This is a genomic window from Cryptosporangium sp. NPDC048952, assembly GCF_043197895.1.
Classification (GTDB): Bacteria; Actinomycetota; Actinomycetes; order Mycobacteriales; family Cryptosporangiaceae; genus Cryptosporangium.
Genome location: NZ_JBICTY010000001.1, coordinates 1,421,922 through 1,439,576, shown reverse-complemented (window position 1 = coordinate 1,439,576; position 17,655 = coordinate 1,421,922). Strand labels below are relative to the sequence as shown.

Genomic DNA, 17,655 nt, shown 5'->3' with positions numbered 1-17,655 from the left:
TTAGGTGGGGTTTCCATAGCCGCCGCGCCCGGATCATCACCCGGCGTCCGAAGGGCCCGCAACGAACGCCGGGGAGAGCGGACCGCGACCAGCGGCGTCCGGAGTAGCCGCCGCCGGGCGCTGATCGCGCGGTCGGGCACCAGACCGGGAACCGGTGCCCGACCGCTCTCCACCCGACGCTCCCCGGCGAGGCGTACCCCGCGACCGTCGGGCGAGACCGCCCGACATCCATATGACCTTGCGGGATCGACGTTCGGTAGAGTGACGCAGCGTTCACTCACTTTCACCTAGCGTCAGTTAATTCGGTTGACCTACTGGGTCTTCAATGGACACCACGTTAGGAATCGCCCCGCCGTAGCGGCGGTCCCGCGATGCGTAGGTCTCGCACGCCCGCCAGATGTTGCGCCGGTCGAAATCCGGAAAGAGCGTGTCGTCGAACACCAGCTCCGCGTATGCGGACTGCCACAGCAGGAAGTTCGAGATCCGCTGCTCCCCCGAGGACCGCACGAACAGGTCCACATCGGGAATCGACGGCTCGTCGAGGTACCGCGCGAACAACTTCTCGTTGACCTTCTCCGGGTTCAGGCGCCCGGCCGCCACCTCACGGGCGATCGCCGCCGCCGCGTCCGCGATCTCGGCCCGCCCGCCGTAGTTGACGCAGAACTGCAGCGTCAACACGTCGTTGTCGCGGGTCATCTCCTCCGCGTCCTCGAGCTCGGCGATCACGCTCCGCCACAGCTTCGGGCGACGTCCGGCCCAGCGCACCTTGACGCCCATCGCGTGCAGCTGATCGCGCCGCCGACGAATGACGTCGCGGTTGAAGCCCATCAGGAAGCGCACCTCGTCCGGTGACCGCTTCCAGTTCTCCGTCGAGAACGCGTACGCGGAGAGGTACTTGACGCCGACCTCGATGCATCCCTCGATTACGTCGAACAGCGAATCCTCGCCGCGCTTGTGACCCTCCGTACGCGGCAAACCGCGCTGCTTGGCCCAGCGTCCGTTGCCGTCCATGATCAACGCGACGTGACGCGGCACCAGGTCGGCGGGGATCGCCGGCGGACGGGCACCACTCGCGTGGGGAGTCGGCGGCCGGACCGGCTCTCGCCGCTTGATCATCGAGAGTTCTCCCCTACGTTCGTGCGATCCACCAGCGGCAACGAGCGTAGGCCCCGCTCCAAATGCCACTGCAGGTGGGCGGCGACCAGGCCGCTGGCCTCGCGTCGCGTCGGAGATTCCGTGCGTCCGGCGTGGTTCCAGTCGCCGTCGAGCAACGCCACCATCAGCTCCAGCGCCTCCACCGACGGCGACGCCGAACCCGGTGGACGGCAGTTGCCGCAGACGCACCCGCCGGCCTGCACCGAGAACGCACGGTGAGCACCGCGCAGGCCGCACACCGCGCACTCCATCAGCGCGGGGGCCCAGCCGGCGTAGCTCATCGCGCGCAGCAGGTAGGCGTCCAGAACAAGAGGTGCATCGTGTTCGCCGGCCGCCAGTGCGCGCAGCGCGCCGACCGTGAGCAGGTGCAGGCGCAGCGCAGGCTCGCGTTCCTCGGCGGTCAACCGCTCCGCGGTCTCCGCGATCGCGCTCGCGGTCGTGTACCGGGTGTAGTCGTCGACGATGAACTTCCCGAACGGGTCCAGCGTCTCCACCTGGCTGACGACGTCCAGCGACCGGCCCTCGTAGAACTGCACGTCGACGTGGCTGAACGGCTCCAGGCGCCCACCGATGCGGCTCTTGGTCTTGCGGACGCCTTTCGCGACCGCGCGGACCCGGCCGTGCCGCCGGGTGAGCAGCGTGATGATCCGGTCGGCCTCACCGAGTTGCTGCACCCGGAGGACGACGCCGATGTCCCGGTAAAGGGGCAACTAAAAACCCAACCGCCGCAGTTGACGCGGGTCGCGTTGCCAGTCCTTCGCGACCTTGACGCGCAGATCGAGGAAGACCTTCGTGCCGAGCAGGGCTTCGATCTGGCGGCGCGAGGTGGTTCCCACGTGCTTGATGCGTTCCCCGCCGGCGCCGACCACGATCGCCTTCTGGCTCGGACGCTCCACGAACACGACCGCGTGGACGTCGAGCAGGTCGTCGCGGCCCTCCCGCTGTTCCATCTCCTCGACGACGACGGCCAGCGAGTGCGGCAGCTCGTCGCGGACGCCCTCGAGTGCGGCCTCGCGGATCAGCTCGGCAACCATGACCTGCTCGGGTTCGTCGGTGAGCTCGCCGTCGGGGTAGAGCGGTGGGGACTCGGGCAGGTACTTGGTGAGCAGGTCGGCGAGCAGGTCGACCTGGTCGCCGACCTTCGCGGAGACCGGCACGATCTCGGCGAACTCTCCGAGCTGGGACACCGCGAGCAGCTGCTCGGCCAGGCGCTTCTTGTCCACCAGGTCGGTCTTGGTGACGATCGCGATCAAGTTCTTCTTCTTGAGGCCGGCGATCTCGTCGGCGATGAACTTGTCGCCGCGGCCGACCGGCTCGTCGGCGGGGACGCACAGCGCGACGACGTCGACCTCGGCCCAGGTGGTGCGCACCAGGTCGTTGAGGCGCTCGCCGAGGAGGGTGCGGGGCTTGTGCAGCCCCGGGGTGTCGACGAGGACGAGCTGGGCGTCCGGGCGGTGCACGATGCCGCGGACGGTGTGCCGCGTCGTTTGCGGTTTGCTGCTGGTGATGGCGACCTTGGTGCCGACCAGCGCGTTCGTCAGCGTCGACTTACCCGCATTAGGACGCCCCACGAAGCAAGCAAAGCCAGCATGAAAGTCACTCACGCCTTCATTCTTCCACTCGCGCTCCCGACCCGCGTAACGCGCGCCAGCGCCCACCGGAAGCGGCCCCGTTCGGGCGGGCTCCAACTGGCGCGAATGGGTCCGCTCCAGGCGGCACGCCGAGCCGCTCGGTTGAGCCGTGAACGTTTTGGTGGGCTATGGCCCGCCAAAACGTTCATGGCTTGCGTGGGGCCGGTGCGCGGGGTGCCGCGGGTAGCTCGTGTGCCGCTAAGCGCGGGCTACGACTGCGCCGGTTGGGTCGGCGACGAGGATCGGTGCCGTAGGCGCTAGGTCGCGGACGGCGGCGACCCCGTTGGCGTCGGCCTCGCCGGTGGTGGTCACGACGGCGGCGGCTTCGAGGCCGGGGGCACCGCTGGAAACGGCCATCGCCACGGCTACCTGGAGCGCGGAGAGCCCCAGCGACGGGAGCGCCACCGTGGAGGCGGCGTAGGTGCGGCCGTCGGTGTCGCGCACCGCCGCGCCTTCCGAGGCGCCGTTCCGGGCCCGGGTGGAGCGGGCCAGCGTGACGATCTTCGCGTCTTCAGGATCCAAGGCGTCAGACATCGGCGGTGTGGGTCTCCTCGGTCGGTAGCTCCGAAGGCTCGGGCTCGTGACGCCGGACCAGCACCGTGTCGATGCGGTTACGGCGCCCACCGGCACTCTCCGCAGTGAGCTCCAGGTTCTGGATCCGAACGCTCGCCCCAGGAATCGGCACCTTGCCCAGCTCGTGCGCCAGCAACCCACCGACGGTCTCGATGTCGTCGGAGTAGTCCGGCAGCCGCACGTCGAGCAGCTCACCGAGGTCCTCGACCGGCAGCCGGGCGGTGACCCGCACCGACCCGTCGTCGAGGTTCTCGACCGGGGGACGCTCGTTGTCGTACTCGTCGGCGATCTCCCCGACGATCTCCTCGAGGATGTCCTCGATCGTGACGAGCCCGGCCGTGCCGCCGTACTCGTCGATCACGATCGCCATGTGGATGCGCCGCTGCTGCATCTCCCGCAGCAGATCAGCCACCGGCTTGGACTCCGGCACGAACTCGGCGTCCCGCATGATCTGCTCGACCCGCAACTGCCGGTCGGCTTCCGGCTGACCCTGCACCCGGCGGACCATGTCCTTGAGGTACACGACCCCGACGATGTCGTCGATGCTCTCGCCGAGCACCGGAATCCGCGAGAACCCGCTGCGCAGCGCGAGTGACGTCGCCTGCCGGACGGTCTTCGTACGCTCGATCCAGACGATCTCGGGGCGCGGCACCATGACCTCGCGCACGATCGTGTCGCCGAGCTCGAAGACCGAGTGGATCATCTCCCGCTCTTCGCTCTCCACGACGCCCCGCTCCTCGGCGAGGTCGACGAGTTCGCGCAGCTCGGTCTCGGTGGCGAACGGTCCCTCACGGAAACCGCGACCGGGCGTCACCATGTTGCCGACGAGGATCAGCAGGCGGGCCAGCGGGTTGAGCACCCGGCCGAGCCAGCGGGTGATACCGGCGCTGGCCAGCGCCACCGGGTACGGGTGCAGGCGGCCGATCGTGCGCGGGCCGACGCCGACCAGCACGAAGCTGACGACGGTCATGCTCGCGGCCGTGGCGATCCCGGCGACCCAGCCTGGGCCCCAGCGGTCGATCGCGACGATGGCCACCAGGGTGGTGGCGGTGAGCTCGCAGGCCAGGCGGATCAGCAACAGCAGGCTGACGTGCACCGGCAGGTTGCCGACCAGTGCCAGCAGGTTCCCGGCACCGCGGGTTCCGGCGCGCAGCATTTCCTCGGCCCGCGCGCGGGAAATCTGGTTGAACGCGGTGTCGGCAGCCGCCACCGCACCGGCGACGACGACGAGGCCGACCGCGACCGCCAGCAGGCCGGGGGTGCTCATCAGTGGTCGGAGACGGTCGGCTTGAGCGGGATATCGGCCACCGCCGGGATACCGATGCTACGGCGGTACGCGCTGACCAGCCGGTTCTGCAGGCCGAACATCTCGCGCTCCTCTTCCGGCTCGGCGTGGTCGTAGCCGAGGAGGTGCAGGATGCCGTGCACGGTGAGGAGCATCAGCTCATCGGGGGTGCTGTGGCCGGCGACCTTTGCCTGTTTTTCGGCCACGGCCGGGCAGAGGACGACGTCACCCAGGAGCGTGGGTTCGGGGCCGTCCTCGTCCGCGCCCGGGCCGCGGTCGGCGTCGAGCTCGTCCATCGGGAAGGCGAGCACGTCGGTGGGGCCGGTTTTTTCCATCCAGCGATGGTTGAGTTCGGCCATGTAGCCGACGTCGATCAGCAGGATCGACAGCTCGGCCATCGGGTTGACACCCATCTCGTCCAGGGTGCTCCTGGCGACGGACAGCAGCGCTGCCTCGTCCACCTCGTGGCCCGATTCGTTCGAGATCTCGATCGACATGGTCTCCAGCCCTGCTCGTCCGTCGAGCCTATCCAACACCGCGCGCCCCCTTCGCGGGCGCGCGGGTAACAGGGTGCCGCGTAAGCCGCGCCACCGCGGCGGTTCCGCCGCGCGCCCCGCGCCACCCGGCTGCACCGCCGCGCCACCCGGCTGCACCGCCGCGCCACCCCGCGCCGCCCGGGCTGCGCCGCCGCGCGATCCCGCGCCACCCGGTTGCGCCGCCGCGCCGCCCGGCTGCACCGCCGCGCGACCCCGCGCCGCCGCGGCTACGCCGCCGTCGGCCCCCGCGCGCCGCCGTACCGCGCGCCGCCGTGCCGCGCGCGGGCGGGGCGTCTAGTTGCGGCGGCCGGGGCGGGCGCCGGCCGTGCGACGGTTGCCGCCGTCGCGGGGGGCCGGGGCGTGATCGGAGTCGTAGCGCGCGTAAGCGTCGACGATGTCGCCGACCAGTCGGTGCCGCACGACGTCGGTGCTGGAGAGCTCCGCGAAGTGCACGTCCTCGACGCCGTCCAGGATGTCCCGGACGACCCGGAGGCCACTGGTGGCGCCGCCGGGCAGGTCGACCTGCGTCACGTCGCCGGTGACGACGATCTTCGAGCCGAACCCGAGCCGGGTCAGGAACATCTTCATCTGCTCGGCGGTGGTGTTCTGCGCCTCGTCGAGAATGATGAACGCGTCGTTGAGCGTGCGGCCACGCATGTACGCCAGCGGGGCCACCTCGATCGTCCCGGCCTGCATCAGGCGCGGAATCGACTCCGGATCGACCATGTCGTGCAGCGCGTCGTACAGCGGCCGCAGGTACGGGTCGATCTTCTCGTAGAGCGTGCCCGGCAGGAACCCCAACCGTTCCCCCGCCTCGACCGCCGGCCGGGTGAGGATGATGCGGTTGACCTGCTTGGCCTGCAACGACTGCACGGCCTTCGCCATGGCCAGGTATGTCTTGCCGGTACCGGCCGGGCCGATGCCGAACACGATCGTGTGCTCGTCGATCGCGTCGACGTAGCGCTTCTGATTGAGCGTTTTCGGACGAATCGTCCGCCCACGCCTCGAGATGATGTTGAGGGTGAGAACCTCGGCCGGACGCTCGTCGCTGTTCGACTTGAGCATCGCGATCGTGCGGTTCACCGCGTCCGGCGTCAGCACTTCGCCGCGCTCGACCAGCGTGAGCAACTCGGCGAAGAGCCGCTCGGCGAACGCGTTGTCGGCGGGGGTACCGGTGAGCGTGATCTCGTTGCCGCGCACGTGGACGTCAGCGGAGACCGAACGCTCGATGAGGGTCAGAATGGCGTCACCGGAGCCCAGCAGGGAGACCATCGCGTGGGCGTCGGGGACGACGATGCGGGTTTGCGCCGTGGTGGGCGCTTTGATTTCTGCCATGGGCCGGCCGGGGTGGCCGCTTCCGCCTGCTTCCGTTCTCGGGTGTGTGGTGCCTTCCAATCCTACCGGCCGAGATCCGCATGTGGCTCGTGAGAAAAGGAGCCGCTCTGTAGTGACCTGGAGCCCGCCGTGCACTACCCGTAAGTCTCTTGGGTGCGGGTGAATTTGTAGGTGGCCCAGCGCATGTAGTCGACCGAGCCGTCCGCGGCGCGGAAGACCTCGAGCCGCTCGCCCGCTTCCCGGCCGGACACCGTACGGAACAGGTCGGGCGCCTCGAACGCGAAGATCGCCGGCGGAGCCGCGGCCACGGCCGACGCCGCGCGGGCTTCGAGGTGCCCCTTCGTCCAGCGGAACACGAACTCGCTGCCCTCTGACCACCAGCGCCCGAGGATGCCGGCGTACTCCCGCGGCGCCGGGTCGCCGATCCTCCACGGATCGACCCGGACCGGGTCGTGCGTCAACGACTCGGAGATCAGCTTGTGGGGCGCCGCCATGATCCCGGCGGCGGTACCGGACGATCCGAGCACCGCGGCCCCGATCTCCACCCCCCGACGGCACCACACCCCGGCCAAGAAGCCGGGCATCGCGCCGTTGTGCCCGATGTCCACCGCCCGGTCCGCTCCGCTGCCCTGCGGAGCAGCCTGCAGACCCAGTCCCCAGCCCGTGTGCCAGTTCACCGGGTCGGTGACGACGACCGGCTCGTACATCTCCTCGAGCGTCGAGCGGGCGAGCACCGCGGGGTTCGGCTTCGCCAGGAACAGCGCCCAGCGAGCCATGTCGTCGGCGGTGCTCCAGAGCTGCGCGGCGGCCGCGGCCCCGCGCAGGTCGAAGTGCGGCTCGGGGCGGGCGTGATCGGAGTAGACGTCGACGAGGTAGCCCTGGGCGGCGTCCTCCCGGGCCTGCACGGTCGTGTCGGAGAGCCCCAGCGGGTCGAGCAGGCGGTCCTGCAGCACGTCCGCCCATGCCGCGCCGGTCTTGGCGCTGACCAGGTGCCCGAGCAGTGCGAACCCGAGATTCGAGTAGTGCCAGCGCCGCCGCGGGCTCAGCACGGCCTCGGCCTTCGCGACCTCCTCCAGCAGCCGGGTGTCGTCCGGGACGTCGAGCGTGTCCCAGACGTTGCCCCACGGTTCGCGCTGGAGCCCGGACGTGTGGTTGAGGATGCTGCGGATCGTCAGCTGCCCGTGCGCCGGCAGCTCCAGGTGGGCGTCGATCTGGTCGTCGAGGTCCAGCATTCCGGCGTCGCGGAGCTGTAGGACCAGGATCGCGGTGAACGTCTTGGTGACCGAGCCGATCCGGAACTGGGTCTCCGGCCTCGCCGGTACGCCGCCTCCCGCGTCGCCGAGCGCGAAGCTCCACGCCGGACGGTCGGATCTGACCACCGCCGCCGCCACGGCCGGCACTCGTTCTTCGGCCTGCAGCGTGCGGATCACGCGCTCGCAGGCAGCCGTCGCCTCGCCGGTCGGTGGCATCCCGGTCTCCTCTCACCGCCGTAAGAGGAGCTTAACCAGCCGGACGTACTGTTATGCGCGTTAACTCCAACGCGCTGTGCGGGTGTTGACCACAGCGAGTGCCGCCACCCCGGCGGTGGAGGTCCGCAGCACGGTGGGCCCGAGCCGTACCGGTACGGCCCCCGCCTCGACGAACCCGTCCAGTTCGTCCGGCGCGATACCGCCTTCCGGCCCCACGACCAGCGCGATCGTGCCGGCGTCCGCGGCCAGCGACGTCAGGGCCAGCGGCTGGCAAGCGTCCTCATGAAGCACGAACGCCGCACCGTACGCGGACAGGAGCTTCCGGATGTCCGCAGTGGACGCCAAGTCGGCGACCTCGGGAAGCCAGAGACGGCGGGACTGTTTCGCGGCCTCCCGCGCGGTGCTCCGCCAGCGGGCGAGTGCCTTGTCGCCGCGGGCTTCCTTCCAGCGGGTCACCGACCGCGACGCCTGCCAGGGAACGATCGTGTCGACACCGGCCTCGGTCATCATCTCGACCGCGGCTTCGCCGCGATCACCCTTCGGCAGCGCCTGCACGACGGTGACCGTCGGGAACGGTGCCGCGATCCGTTCAATCTTTCGGACGTCCAGCCGCAGCGAATCGCGCTCGGCGGCCACGACGACGCAGGACGCGCGCCCGCCTACGCCGTCGGCCAGCTGCAACGTCTCCCCCGGCCCGAGGCGGCGCACCACTGCGGCATGCCGGCCCTCGGGTCCGTCGAGCACCGCCGGGCCTACCAGCGGCAACTCGTCTACGAGAAAGACAGGGTCAGTCACTGTGCTAGCTGTCCTTCGCGCGAGCGCTCAGTCAACTGTGTCCGTTGAAGGCGTCACGGACTTTGGTGAAAAAACCGCCCTGCTGCCGCATCGGCTCCGGGCGCTCCTCACCCCGCAGCTTGGCCAGTTCGCGCAGCAGACGCTCCTGCTCGGCGTCGAGCCGAGTGGGAGTCCGGACTTCGAGGTGGACGTGCAGGTCGCCACGACCGCTGCCACGCAGGTGCGGCACACCGCGGCCACGGACCCGGACCACCGTGCCGGGCTGGGTGCCGGCCTTGACCTCGATCTGCTCTTCACCGTCGAGCGTCTTGAGGTTGATGTTCGTGCCCAGCGAAGCGGCCGTCATCGGCAGCGAGACGCGGCAGTGCAGGTCGTCGCCCTGGCGGGTGAAGACGTCGTGCGGACGCTCGTGCACCTCGACGTAGAGGTCTCCGGGCGGGCCACCGCCGGGGCCGACCTCGCCCTCGCCGGCCAGCCGGATCCGCATGCCGTCCTCGACGCCCGCGGGCACCTTGACGGTGAGCGTGCGGCGGCTGCGGACACGGCCGTCGCCGGCGCATCCGGGGCACGGGTGCGGAATGACGGTGCCGAAGCCCTGGCAGGCCGCACAGGGCCGCGACGTCATGACCTGGCCGAGGAACGAACGCTGAACGGTCTGCACCTCGCCGCGGCCGCCGCAGACCTCGCAGGTGGCCGGGTGCGTGCCGGGCGCGGTGCCGGCGCCGGAACACGTGGTGCAGCGCACCGCGGTGTCGACGGTCAGCTCCTGGTTGACGCCGAACGCCATGTCGACCAGCTCGAGGTCGAGGCGGATCAGCGCGTCGGAACCCGGCCGGGTGCGCGGACGCGGACCGCGGGTGGTGGCGCCACCGAAGAACGCGTCCATGATGTCCTGGAAGCCCATGGTGAACGGCCCACCGGGGCCGCTCGCGCCACCGCCGCCGGGAGCCATCGGGTCGCCGCCGAGGTCGACCAGCTCACGCTTGGCCGGATCGGACAGCACCTCGTACGCGACCGAGACGTCCTTGAACTTCTCCTGCGCATCGGCGTCAGGGTTCACGTCCGGGTGCAGCTCGCGCGCGAGCCGGCGGTAGGCCCGTTTGATCTCCTCGGGCGTCGCGTCCCGCGCGACGCCGAGGATGCCGTAGTAGTCCTTCGCCACGTGTGTGTCCCCAACTCCGGATGGCATATCCCTGCCCAGCCCCGCTCAGTTCCCTGCGAGAATTTCACCGACGTACCGCGCCACGGCGCGGACTGCACTGATCGTGCCGGGGTAGTCCATCCGGGTCGGACCGACCACCCCGAGGCCTGCCAAAGCGGTGTCACCAGCACCGTATGCCGTTGTCACCACCGATATGCCCCGCAACTCTTCAACCTGGTTCTCGTCGCCGATCCGGACCCGCAACATACTCGGCGACTCGACCTCGCCGACGAGCTTGAGGAGCACCACCTGCTCCTCCAGCGCCTCGAGAATCGGGAACACCGACCCGCGGAAGTCCACCGTACTGCGGGTGAGGTTGGCGGTGCCCGCCAGGACGACCCGTTCCTCTCGTCGTTCGACGAGCGTCTCGAGCAGAACACTGGCGACGGTCGTCAACGCCGGACGCAGCGCGGGCGCGATCGTGTCGAGCAACTCCTCGACGCGCGTCGGCGCGTCGGCGAGCCGCTGGCCGACCAGCGCGTTGTTGACCGAGCTGCGCAGGACGTTGACGTCTTCGTCGCTGATGCCGGACGGGAATTCGACGGTGCGCTGATCCACCCGGCCGGTGTCGGTGATGAGCACCAGCAGCAGCCGGTTGGCCGAGAGCTGCACGAGCTCGATGTGCCGGACCGAACTGCGGGTGAGGCTCGGGTACTGCACCACAGCGACCTGGCGGGTGAGCTGCGCGAGCAGCCGCACGGTGCGCGTGACGACGTCGTCCAGGTCGATCGCGCCGTTGAGCAGCGTCTGGATCGCGCGCCGCTCGGCGGCGGAGAGCGGCTTGATGCCGGCCAGCCGATCGACGAAGAGGCGGTAGCCCTTGTCGGTGGGGATGCGCCCGGCGCTGGTGTGCGGCTGGGCGATGTAGCCCTCTTCCTCCAGCACCGCCATGTCGTTGCGGATCGTCGCCGGGGACACGCCCAGCTGGTGACGCTCGGCCAGCGCCTTGCTGCCGACCGGCTCCTCGGTGTTCACGTAGTCCTGAACGATGGCCCGGAGGACGGACAGCTTCCGCTCGTCAAGCGTCACGCCGTCACCTCCCCGACCGCCCTGCTGGCACTCCAGTACTGAGAGTGCCAAGCATACGGGGCGGAGCGGGTCCTCCGCTTCCTTCGTGCGGGCAGAATCACCTCCGCGCAGAGAAATCACTTTTCGTGATCGCGCGGTTACGACGCTTTGGTGTTCGACTCGGTCATTCCATCGCAGATCGCCCGTGCGATCTCGCCGAGCTGGAGAACCTGCTCCGGCGTCAGCAGGTCGATCAGGTGCTTTCGCACCTCGGCCACGTGCGCCGGCGCTGCTGCCTTCAGCACCGCGAAACCCTCGTCGGTGAGCACGGCCAGCGCGCCGCGACCGTCGGTGGGGCAGCTTTCCCGCCGTACCCAGCCGCGTTCTTCCAGGCGGGAGACGGCGTGCGAGAGCCGGCTGCGGGAGGAGAGCGACGAGTGCGCCAGGTCGCTCATGCGCAGGCTGCGGCCCGGTACATCGGCGAGCCTGACGAGGATCTCGTAGTAGGTGTGAGGCATGCCGGCGTCGCGTTGCAGCTGCCGGTCGAGTGCTTCGTTCAGGAGCCTGTTCGCTTCGATGTACGAGCGCCAGGTGCGCTGCTCATCCGGGCTGAGCCACCGCGTCTCCGCCACTGATCCACCTTTGCCCTTTCACGCGCGTCCAGCGTGCAACAGCCTAACCCGCTCGCTGTGTCGGATCAGTTACCGAAGTATGGGGTTGCCGCCGGTTGACGCCCGTACGCTGCCCCCGTGACCCATCCTGACGGGGCGGACCAGCCCTATCCCACTTCCGGGCCGTCCTATCCGACCTCGTCCGGTGGATCCCCGACGTCGGGTGGGGCGTACGGCACGCAGGGGCCGTACGGGCAGCCCTATGGCCAGCCGTCTTCCGCGCAGCCTTTCTCGGGACAGCAGCCCCCGTACGGGCAGCCGCAGCCGCCCTACGGGCAGCAGGCTCCGTACGGGCAGCAGCCGTACGGGCAGCCGGGGCCGGGGTACGGCGGGTATCCGCCGGCGCCGGTCGACGACACGAAGACGTGGCTGATGGTGGCGCACTTCGGTGGCGTGGCCGGTGTGGTGATCGGCGGCACGGTGGCCGGGTGGGTGGCTCCGCTGATCGCCTACACGAGCAAGGGGCCGACGAACCCCACGGTGCGCGCGCACGCGGCGGAGGCGCTGAACTTCCACATCACGTGGGCGATCGCGAACGTCGTCGCGCTGGTGATCTTCTTCTGCGGCTCGGCGGTCACGCTCGGGTTCGGCGCAATCGTGCTCTGGGTGTTCCCGCTGGCGACGTTCGCGATCGCGGTGGCGTTCGGCATCGTCGCCGGCGTCAAAGCCTCGAACGGCGAGTTGTACCAGTACCCGCTCTCAGCGAAGCTGATCAAGTAGGCGCGACCGCGGTCGCGCTACAGAGACGCGGGCGGCGCGGTCAGCCGAGCAGTGCGCGCACGACCGCGTCGGCTAGTAGGCGGCCGCGTTGCGTCAACACAGCCCGGCCTCGACGGTGCGCTGAGCCGTCGAGCAAGCCGTCGTTCAACGCTTGGCTCGCCGCGGCACGGCCCGTGGCGTCGAGAGCGGAAAGAGACAAGCCCTCGGCCAGTCGGATGCGGAGCATCACGTCCTCGACCCGGCGATCGTCGGCTTCCAGGACCTCCCGGGCCTGCGCCGGTGAAGTTTTGGACGCCAGACGGTCGGCGTAGCGAGCCGGATGACGCACGTTCCACCACCGGGTACCACCCACGTGGCTGTGCGCACCGGGCCCGACCCCCCACCAGTCGCCGCTGCGCCAGTAGAGCTCGTTGTGGCGGCACCGGGCAGCCTCGTCCGCGGCCCAGTTCGACACCTCGTACCAGCGCAGACCGGCGTCGGTCAGCGCCGTGTCCGCCATCAGGTACCGATCGGCGAGCACGTCGTCGTCCGGCATCGGCAACACACCCCGGCCGATCTGGCGCGCGAGCCGGGTGCCGTCCTCCACGATCAGCGAGTAGGCGCTGACGTGGTCGACCCCCGCGGCGACCACTGCGGCCAGCGACGCCGCCCAGTCGTCGTCGGTCTCGCCGGGCGTGCCGTAGATCAGGTCGAGGTTGACGTGCGCGAATCCGGCGGCGCGAGCCTCCTGCGCGGCCTGCACGGCGCGACCGGGCGTGTGCCGGCGGTCGAGCACCGCGAGCACGTGCGAGCGCGCGGACTGCATCCCGAGCGAAACCCGGGTGAAGCCCGCTGTTTTCAGGCTCGAGAACACCGCGGCGTCGACCGACTCGGGGTTGGCTTCGGTCGTGATCTCGGCGCCGGACGTGAGGCCGAACACGTCGCCGATCCGCTCGACGACGCGCGCGAGGTAATCGGTGGGCAGCAGCGACGGGGTGCCGCCTCCGACGAAGATCGTGTCCACCCTGGGCAGGCCGTCCGGGGCGGGGGCGAGCACGGTGCCGGCGAGGTCGATCTCGGCGAGTGCGGCAGCGAGCCAGGTCTCCGCGCTGCCCACGTTCTCGCTGGGTGTGTACGTGTTGAAGTCGCAATATCCGCAGCGGGCAGCGCAGAACGGCACGTGCACGTAAATTCCGAAGCCACGCTCGCCGAGCCGGACGAGCGCACTCTCGGAGAGCCGGCCGTCGTCCGGAGCGGGTTGCCCCTCGGGCGGAGGTCCAGCCATTCCTCCAGTGTGCCAGTGCCGTCTCACCGAGGGCTTACGCGGACGTCGTAGGCTCGGGCAGCGGGCACTCCCGTTACCCCGTGATCGTTGTTCACAAACGCGATAAGTGGTCTCAAGGAAGGAGGAAAGGCGAATGCGGAAAGCGGCCGTGCTGGCGGTCGTGTTGGTAGCCCTGGCCACGGTGACGATCGTCAGCGTCTCCAGGCTCACCAAGCTGCACGTGCCTTTCCTCTCCGACACCTGCCGCAGCTACGCGTCGAACGACGTCGTCCGCTTGGCGCCCGACCAGCTGACGCACGCGGCGACGATCGTGGCGGCGGCGGTCCGGCGCGACCTGCCCGAGCGAGCCGCTGCCATCGCGCTCGCGACCGCGCTCCAGGAGTCCAAGCTCCGCAATCTCGACGCCGGTGACCGCGATTCCGTCGGGCTGTTCCAGCAACGCCCCTCGCAGGGCTGGGGAACGCCCGAGGAGCTGTCGGACCCTCGCTACGCCGCCGGTGAGTTCTACGACCACCTGGTGCGGGTGCGGGGTTGGCAGAAGATGCGGCTCACCGACGCCGCCCAGGCCGTGCAGCGCAGCGCCCATCCGGAGCTGTACCAGAAGTGGGAGTCCGACGCGACGACGCTGGCCGCCGCACTGCTGGGCGACGAGGCCGGGGCGGTGACGTGCCAGCTGCGGCGCCCGCCTGACATGTCCGGCCAGCAGGCGAGCACCGCGCTGATCGCCGAGCTCGCCGCCGACCTGGGCAAGCTGTCGGTCAACCCCAGCGTCGAAGGTGACACCCCGGTCCTCACCGTGGCGGTGGGCGGCGGGGCGAAATCGCAGCTGGGCTGGCAGTCGGCGCACTGGTTCGTCGCGAAGGCGCACGAGTTCGGCGTCCGGCGGGTGGCGTTCGACGGTGACGTCTGGACCGCGGACAGCGGTAAGTGGGTGTCGGACGGCTCGGCGCCGGACGAGGCTTACGTCGAAGTGCGGATGGCTGCGTCGAGCTGAGCCAGTTTGGTGGCTTTCTCGCGTAGCGACGCGGGGAGCTCCGGCGCCTCGAGAATCCTTTTCGCGAGGGACCTGTCGCCGGTGAGGGCGCGGAAGACTTCGCCGATCGTGACGTTGTGTCGGGGCCTGTGCTCGATTTCTATGGGATCCCCAGCACCGAGGTCGCCCTCTTCGATGATTCGCAGGTAGGCGCCCGGCACACCGCGCTGGGTGAAGCGCTTGACCAGGTTCGGGACGTCCCAGAAGCCGGCGAACGTGCGGCAGGGGATGCGCGGGCGGCTGACCTCCAGCAACGTGCTCCCGACCCGCCAGCGCTCGCCGATCACCGCGCCGGTGCAGTCGACGCCGCGGGTGGTGAGGTTCTCGCCGAACGCGCCCGCTGTCAGCTCTCGGTCGAGTTCGCGTTCCCACCACTCGGCGTCTTCCCGGGCGTAGGCGTACACGGCCTGGTCGTAGCCGCCGTGGTTCTTCGTGTCGACGATCACGTCGCTCTCGAGGCCGACGCCCACCGCGCGGACCCTGGCGTCGACCGGGCGCTTGTCGATTCCGGTGCTGCCCATGCTCTGGGTCCAGGGCACTACGCGGAGGACGCCGATGTTGACGGATACGACCTGGCTCATGCTGCGAGCCTACGAAGATACGCGAGAACCGCTAGTACACGGCGGTGGTCGTCGGCGTCCAGCGGCAGGTCGAGCTTCGCCAGGATGTTGCCGATGTGCTTGGTGACCGCGGCCTCGGTGACGACGAGCGCGCGGGCGATCGCGGCGTTCGAGCGGCCCTCCGCCATCAGGCCGAGCACCTCCTCCTCGCGCCCGGTGAGGCGGTCGAGCGGATCGGAGCGCCGGCGCAGCAGCTGCCGGATGACCTCCTGGTCGACGACAGTGCCGCCGCCCGCTACCCGTGCCACCGCGTCGGCGAAGTCGTCGACGTCGCCGACCCGGTCTTTGAGCAGGTAGCCGACGCCCGCACCGTCGGCGGTGTCGAGGAGCTCGGCGGCGTAGGTCTGCTCGACGTACTGGCTGAGCACCAGGATCGGCAATGTCGGCCGCTCGGACCGGAGCCGTACCGCGACGCGCAGGCCGTCGTCGGTGTGGGTCGGGGGCATGCGGACGTCGGTGATCACGAGTTCGGGACTGGTTTCCGACACGGCTTTCTCGAGGCCGGGAGCATCACCGACCGCCGCGACGACCTCGTGGCCGTAGCGGGTGAGCAGGCCGACGAGGCCTTCTCGGAGCAGGACGCTGTCTTCGGCGAGAACGATCCTCACCTGACGGGGATCTCCACACGCAGCAGAGTAGGGCCCCCGACCGGGCTGACGAGAGTGAGTACGCCATCCACGACCGCGACCCGGTCGGCGAGACCGACCAAACCGCTGCCCACGGTGGGGTTCGCACCGCCGACGCCGTCGTCGATCACCTCGACCGACAGCCGCCCGTCCACGATCGCGCCGCGGATCTCGGCGCTGGTGGCGCGGCTGTGGCGGTCCACGTTGGCCAGTGCTTCGGTGACGACGAAGTACGCGGCGGCTTCGATCTCGGAGGCGAGGCGTCTGGGGACCTTCACGTCTGTCTTCACCGGGACGCTCGACCTTCCGGCGACGTCCGCGATCGCGGGGCCGAGCCCCCGGTCGGTGAGAACCTGGGGGTGGATGCCGCGGATCAGCTCGCGGAGCTCGGCGAGGGCGAGCTTTGCCTGGTCGTGGGCGTGGCTGACCCTTCTGGCCGCGTCGGAGCCGGCCGGGAGATCGAGCCGGGCGAGCCCGAGTTCGACGGTGAGGGCGACGAGTCGCTGCTGGGCGCCGTCGTGCAGGTCACGCTCGATGCGGCGGCGTTCGGCCTGGAACGCGTCGACCAGGCGGGCACGCGAGCGGGTGAGCGCCACGACGCGTTCGCCCTGTTCGGCGTCGCGGGGAGCCAGCAGGATCCGGGTGAGCTGACCTCGGCCGGCGGCCCAGGCGGTGAGGAAGTAGGCGAGCAGGAAGCCCAGGAGGACGCCGATCGGGACGAGCGGGAGCGATTCCGGGACCGTCTCGATGTGCCACTCGCCGAGGTTGATCGCACCCTGGGACGAGTCGTCGACGGCGACGACGATCGGGGCGCCGATGAGCAGGCCCACGGTGGTGAACGCGATCGACAGACCGATCATGTCGGCGATGCCGAGGACCGCGAGCAGGAGGGTGGCGGCCAGTTCCCGCCAGGTGGCGGGTTCCCGGTACCGGTGCTTGAACCAGGCCCAGGGGCCCGGTTGGGGTGGGGGCCGGTGCGGATCGCCGATCGGTTCGGCGTCGACGAGCCGGAGTCTCCAACGTTCGGCTCGGGCGACGAGTAGGCCGGTGAGTGGCACCAGCGCCAGGACGACTAGTCCGACCAGGAAGAGCGAGAGGACCGCGCCGGTCATGACGACGGCGAACAGGGCGATCGCGACGAAGAGCCCGAAGGCGCTGCCGGAGGCGAGGTAGGCGAACGACCGCCAGGGCCAGGAGGAGAACAGGAAGCGGAGGGGTGGGCGGCTGAGGGCTTGCCAGGCGGTGCGGGGGCGGCCGCCGTTCGGGCCGCCGGCGCTGCCACCGCCCGCGCCGCCCACGCTGCCCGCGCTGCCCGCGCTGCCCGCGCTGCCCGCGCTGCCCGCGCTGCCCGCGCTGCCCGCGCTGCCCGCGCTGCCCGCGCTGCCCGCGCTGCCTGCGCTGCCTGCGCTGCCTGCGGCGCCTGCGGCGCCTGCGCTGCCGAAGGCGCCTGCGCTGCCGAAGGCGGCGGGGGCGGCGGGGAGGTCGAGGGTGCCTGGCGCGGCCATCACGCCGAGCCCACGGTGCGCAGCCGGGAGGCCGTGACCGGCGGCTGGCACGGACCAGGCGGGCGCCGCGGCTGGCGCGGCGGGGCCGGTCGGCACCGCTGCGGCGGCCGGGGCCGTTGAGGGCGCCGAGGCCGTTGAGGGCGCCGAGGCCGTTGAGGGCGCCGAGGCCGTTGAGGGCGCCGGAGCCGTTGAGGGCGCCGGAGCCGCAGCCGCCGGAGCCGGCTGGGC

18 protein-coding genes are annotated in these 17,655 nt (G+C 70.4%); 2 read left to right on the top strand and 16 right to left on the bottom strand.

Annotated features, from left to right (window positions below; all coding sequences use genetic code 11):
• Positions 1–297 precede the first annotated feature (297 nt).
• The 12 genes from ACGFY5_RS06765 to ACGFY5_RS06710 form a co-directional block, all read right to left on the bottom strand.
• Positions 298–1,116, bottom strand: coding sequence for an isoprenyl transferase (locus ACGFY5_RS06765; RefSeq protein ID WP_392718071.1), 819 nt, complete (start codon positions 1,114–1,116; stop codon positions 298–300).
• Positions 1,113–1,865: a DNA repair protein RecO gene (recO, locus tag ACGFY5_RS06760; RefSeq protein WP_392718069.1), complete on the bottom strand. Its 753-nt coding sequence runs from the start codon at positions 1,863–1,865 to the stop codon at positions 1,113–1,115. The genes ACGFY5_RS06765 and recO overlap by 4 nt, the downstream gene beginning before the upstream one ends.
• On the bottom strand, positions 1,866–2,759 hold the full coding sequence (gene era / locus ACGFY5_RS06755; RefSeq protein WP_392718067.1) for a GTPase Era: 894 nt from the start codon (positions 2,757–2,759) through the stop codon (positions 1,866–1,868).
• A 225-nt stretch (positions 2,760–2,984) separates the two neighbouring features.
• Positions 2,985–3,320, bottom strand: coding sequence for a cytidine deaminase (locus tag ACGFY5_RS06750; protein WP_392718065.1), 336 nt, complete (start codon positions 3,318–3,320; stop codon positions 2,985–2,987).
• Complete coding sequence (locus tag ACGFY5_RS06745; protein WP_392718063.1) at positions 3,313–4,626, bottom strand: hemolysin family protein; 1,314 nt, start codon at positions 4,624–4,626, stop codon at positions 3,313–3,315. The genes ACGFY5_RS06750 and ACGFY5_RS06745 overlap by 8 nt, the downstream gene beginning before the upstream one ends.
• A complete protein-coding gene (gene ybeY / locus ACGFY5_RS06740) occupies positions 4,626–5,141 on the bottom strand; it encodes an rRNA maturation RNase YbeY (protein ID WP_051571948.1) in 516 nt (171 codons plus the stop codon). Before ybeY ends, ACGFY5_RS06745 begins: the two co-directional genes overlap by 1 nt.
• 333 nt (positions 5,142–5,474) lie before the next feature.
• A complete protein-coding gene (locus ACGFY5_RS06735; protein ID WP_392718061.1) occupies positions 5,475–6,515 on the bottom strand; it encodes a PhoH family protein in 1,041 nt (346 codons plus the stop codon).
• Between the two features lie 134 nt (positions 6,516–6,649).
• The gene (locus ACGFY5_RS06730; protein WP_392718059.1) at positions 6,650–7,984 is read right to left on the bottom strand and encodes a serine hydrolase domain-containing protein; all 1,335 of its coding nucleotides are present in this window, start codon (positions 7,982–7,984) and stop codon (positions 6,650–6,652) included.
• A gap of 60 nt (positions 7,985–8,044) precedes the next feature.
• On the bottom strand, positions 8,045–8,779 hold the full coding sequence (locus tag ACGFY5_RS06725; protein WP_392718057.1) for a 16S rRNA (uracil(1498)-N(3))-methyltransferase: 735 nt from the start codon (positions 8,777–8,779) through the stop codon (positions 8,045–8,047).
• 31 nt (positions 8,780–8,810) lie between these two features.
• Positions 8,811–9,941, bottom strand: coding sequence for a molecular chaperone DnaJ (gene dnaJ / locus ACGFY5_RS06720; RefSeq protein WP_392718055.1), 1,131 nt, complete (start codon positions 9,939–9,941; stop codon positions 8,811–8,813).
• 45 nt (positions 9,942–9,986) lie between these two features.
• Positions 9,987–11,009, bottom strand: a complete 1,023-nt coding sequence (hrcA, locus tag ACGFY5_RS06715) for a heat-inducible transcriptional repressor HrcA (protein WP_392718053.1) — start codon at positions 11,007–11,009, stop codon at positions 9,987–9,989.
• A gap of 137 nt (positions 11,010–11,146) precedes the next feature.
• Entirely contained in the window at positions 11,147–11,620 is a 474-nt protein-coding gene (locus tag ACGFY5_RS06710; RefSeq protein ID WP_392718051.1) for a MarR family winged helix-turn-helix transcriptional regulator, read from the bottom strand.
• A gap of 117 nt (positions 11,621–11,737) precedes the next feature.
• On the opposite strand from ACGFY5_RS06710, the gene ACGFY5_RS06705 reads away from it, so the two are divergent.
• Complete coding sequence (locus tag ACGFY5_RS06705) at positions 11,738–12,379, top strand: DUF4870 domain-containing protein (protein WP_392718049.1); 642 nt, start codon at positions 11,738–11,740, stop codon at positions 12,377–12,379.
• Between the two features lie 40 nt (positions 12,380–12,419).
• Here ACGFY5_RS06705 and hemW read toward each other — a convergent pair whose 3' ends face one another.
• Positions 12,420–13,643, bottom strand: coding sequence for a radical SAM family heme chaperone HemW (gene hemW / locus ACGFY5_RS06700; protein ID WP_392718047.1), 1,224 nt, complete (start codon positions 13,641–13,643; stop codon positions 12,420–12,422).
• Positions 13,644–13,776: 133 nt separating this feature from the next.
• Between hemW and ACGFY5_RS06695 the strand changes: the two genes are divergently transcribed.
• A complete protein-coding gene (locus tag ACGFY5_RS06695) occupies positions 13,777–14,637 on the top strand; it encodes a hypothetical protein (protein ID WP_392718045.1) in 861 nt (286 codons plus the stop codon).
• On the opposite strand, the gene ACGFY5_RS06690 is transcribed toward ACGFY5_RS06695, so the two are convergent.
• From ACGFY5_RS06690 to ACGFY5_RS06680, 3 genes are read right to left on the bottom strand one after another with little or no spacing between them, the layout of a single operon-like run.
• Positions 14,604–15,257 (bottom strand): MOSC domain-containing protein, encoded by a 654-nt coding sequence (locus ACGFY5_RS06690; protein WP_392718043.1) that lies wholly within the window; start codon positions 15,255–15,257, stop codon positions 14,604–14,606. The genes ACGFY5_RS06695 and ACGFY5_RS06690 overlap by 34 nt on opposite strands.
• The gene (locus tag ACGFY5_RS06685; protein WP_392718041.1) at positions 15,254–15,904 is read right to left on the bottom strand and encodes a response regulator; all 651 of its coding nucleotides are present in this window, start codon (positions 15,902–15,904) and stop codon (positions 15,254–15,256) included. The genes ACGFY5_RS06690 and ACGFY5_RS06685 overlap by 4 nt, the downstream gene beginning before the upstream one ends.
• Positions 15,901–17,427 carry a sensor histidine kinase gene (locus ACGFY5_RS06680; RefSeq protein WP_392718039.1) on the bottom strand — a complete coding sequence of 509 codons (1,527 nt, stop codon included), beginning with the start codon at positions 17,425–17,427 and terminating at the stop codon, positions 15,901–15,903. Before ACGFY5_RS06680 ends, ACGFY5_RS06685 begins: the two co-directional genes overlap by 4 nt.
• Positions 17,428–17,655 lie beyond the last annotated feature (228 nt).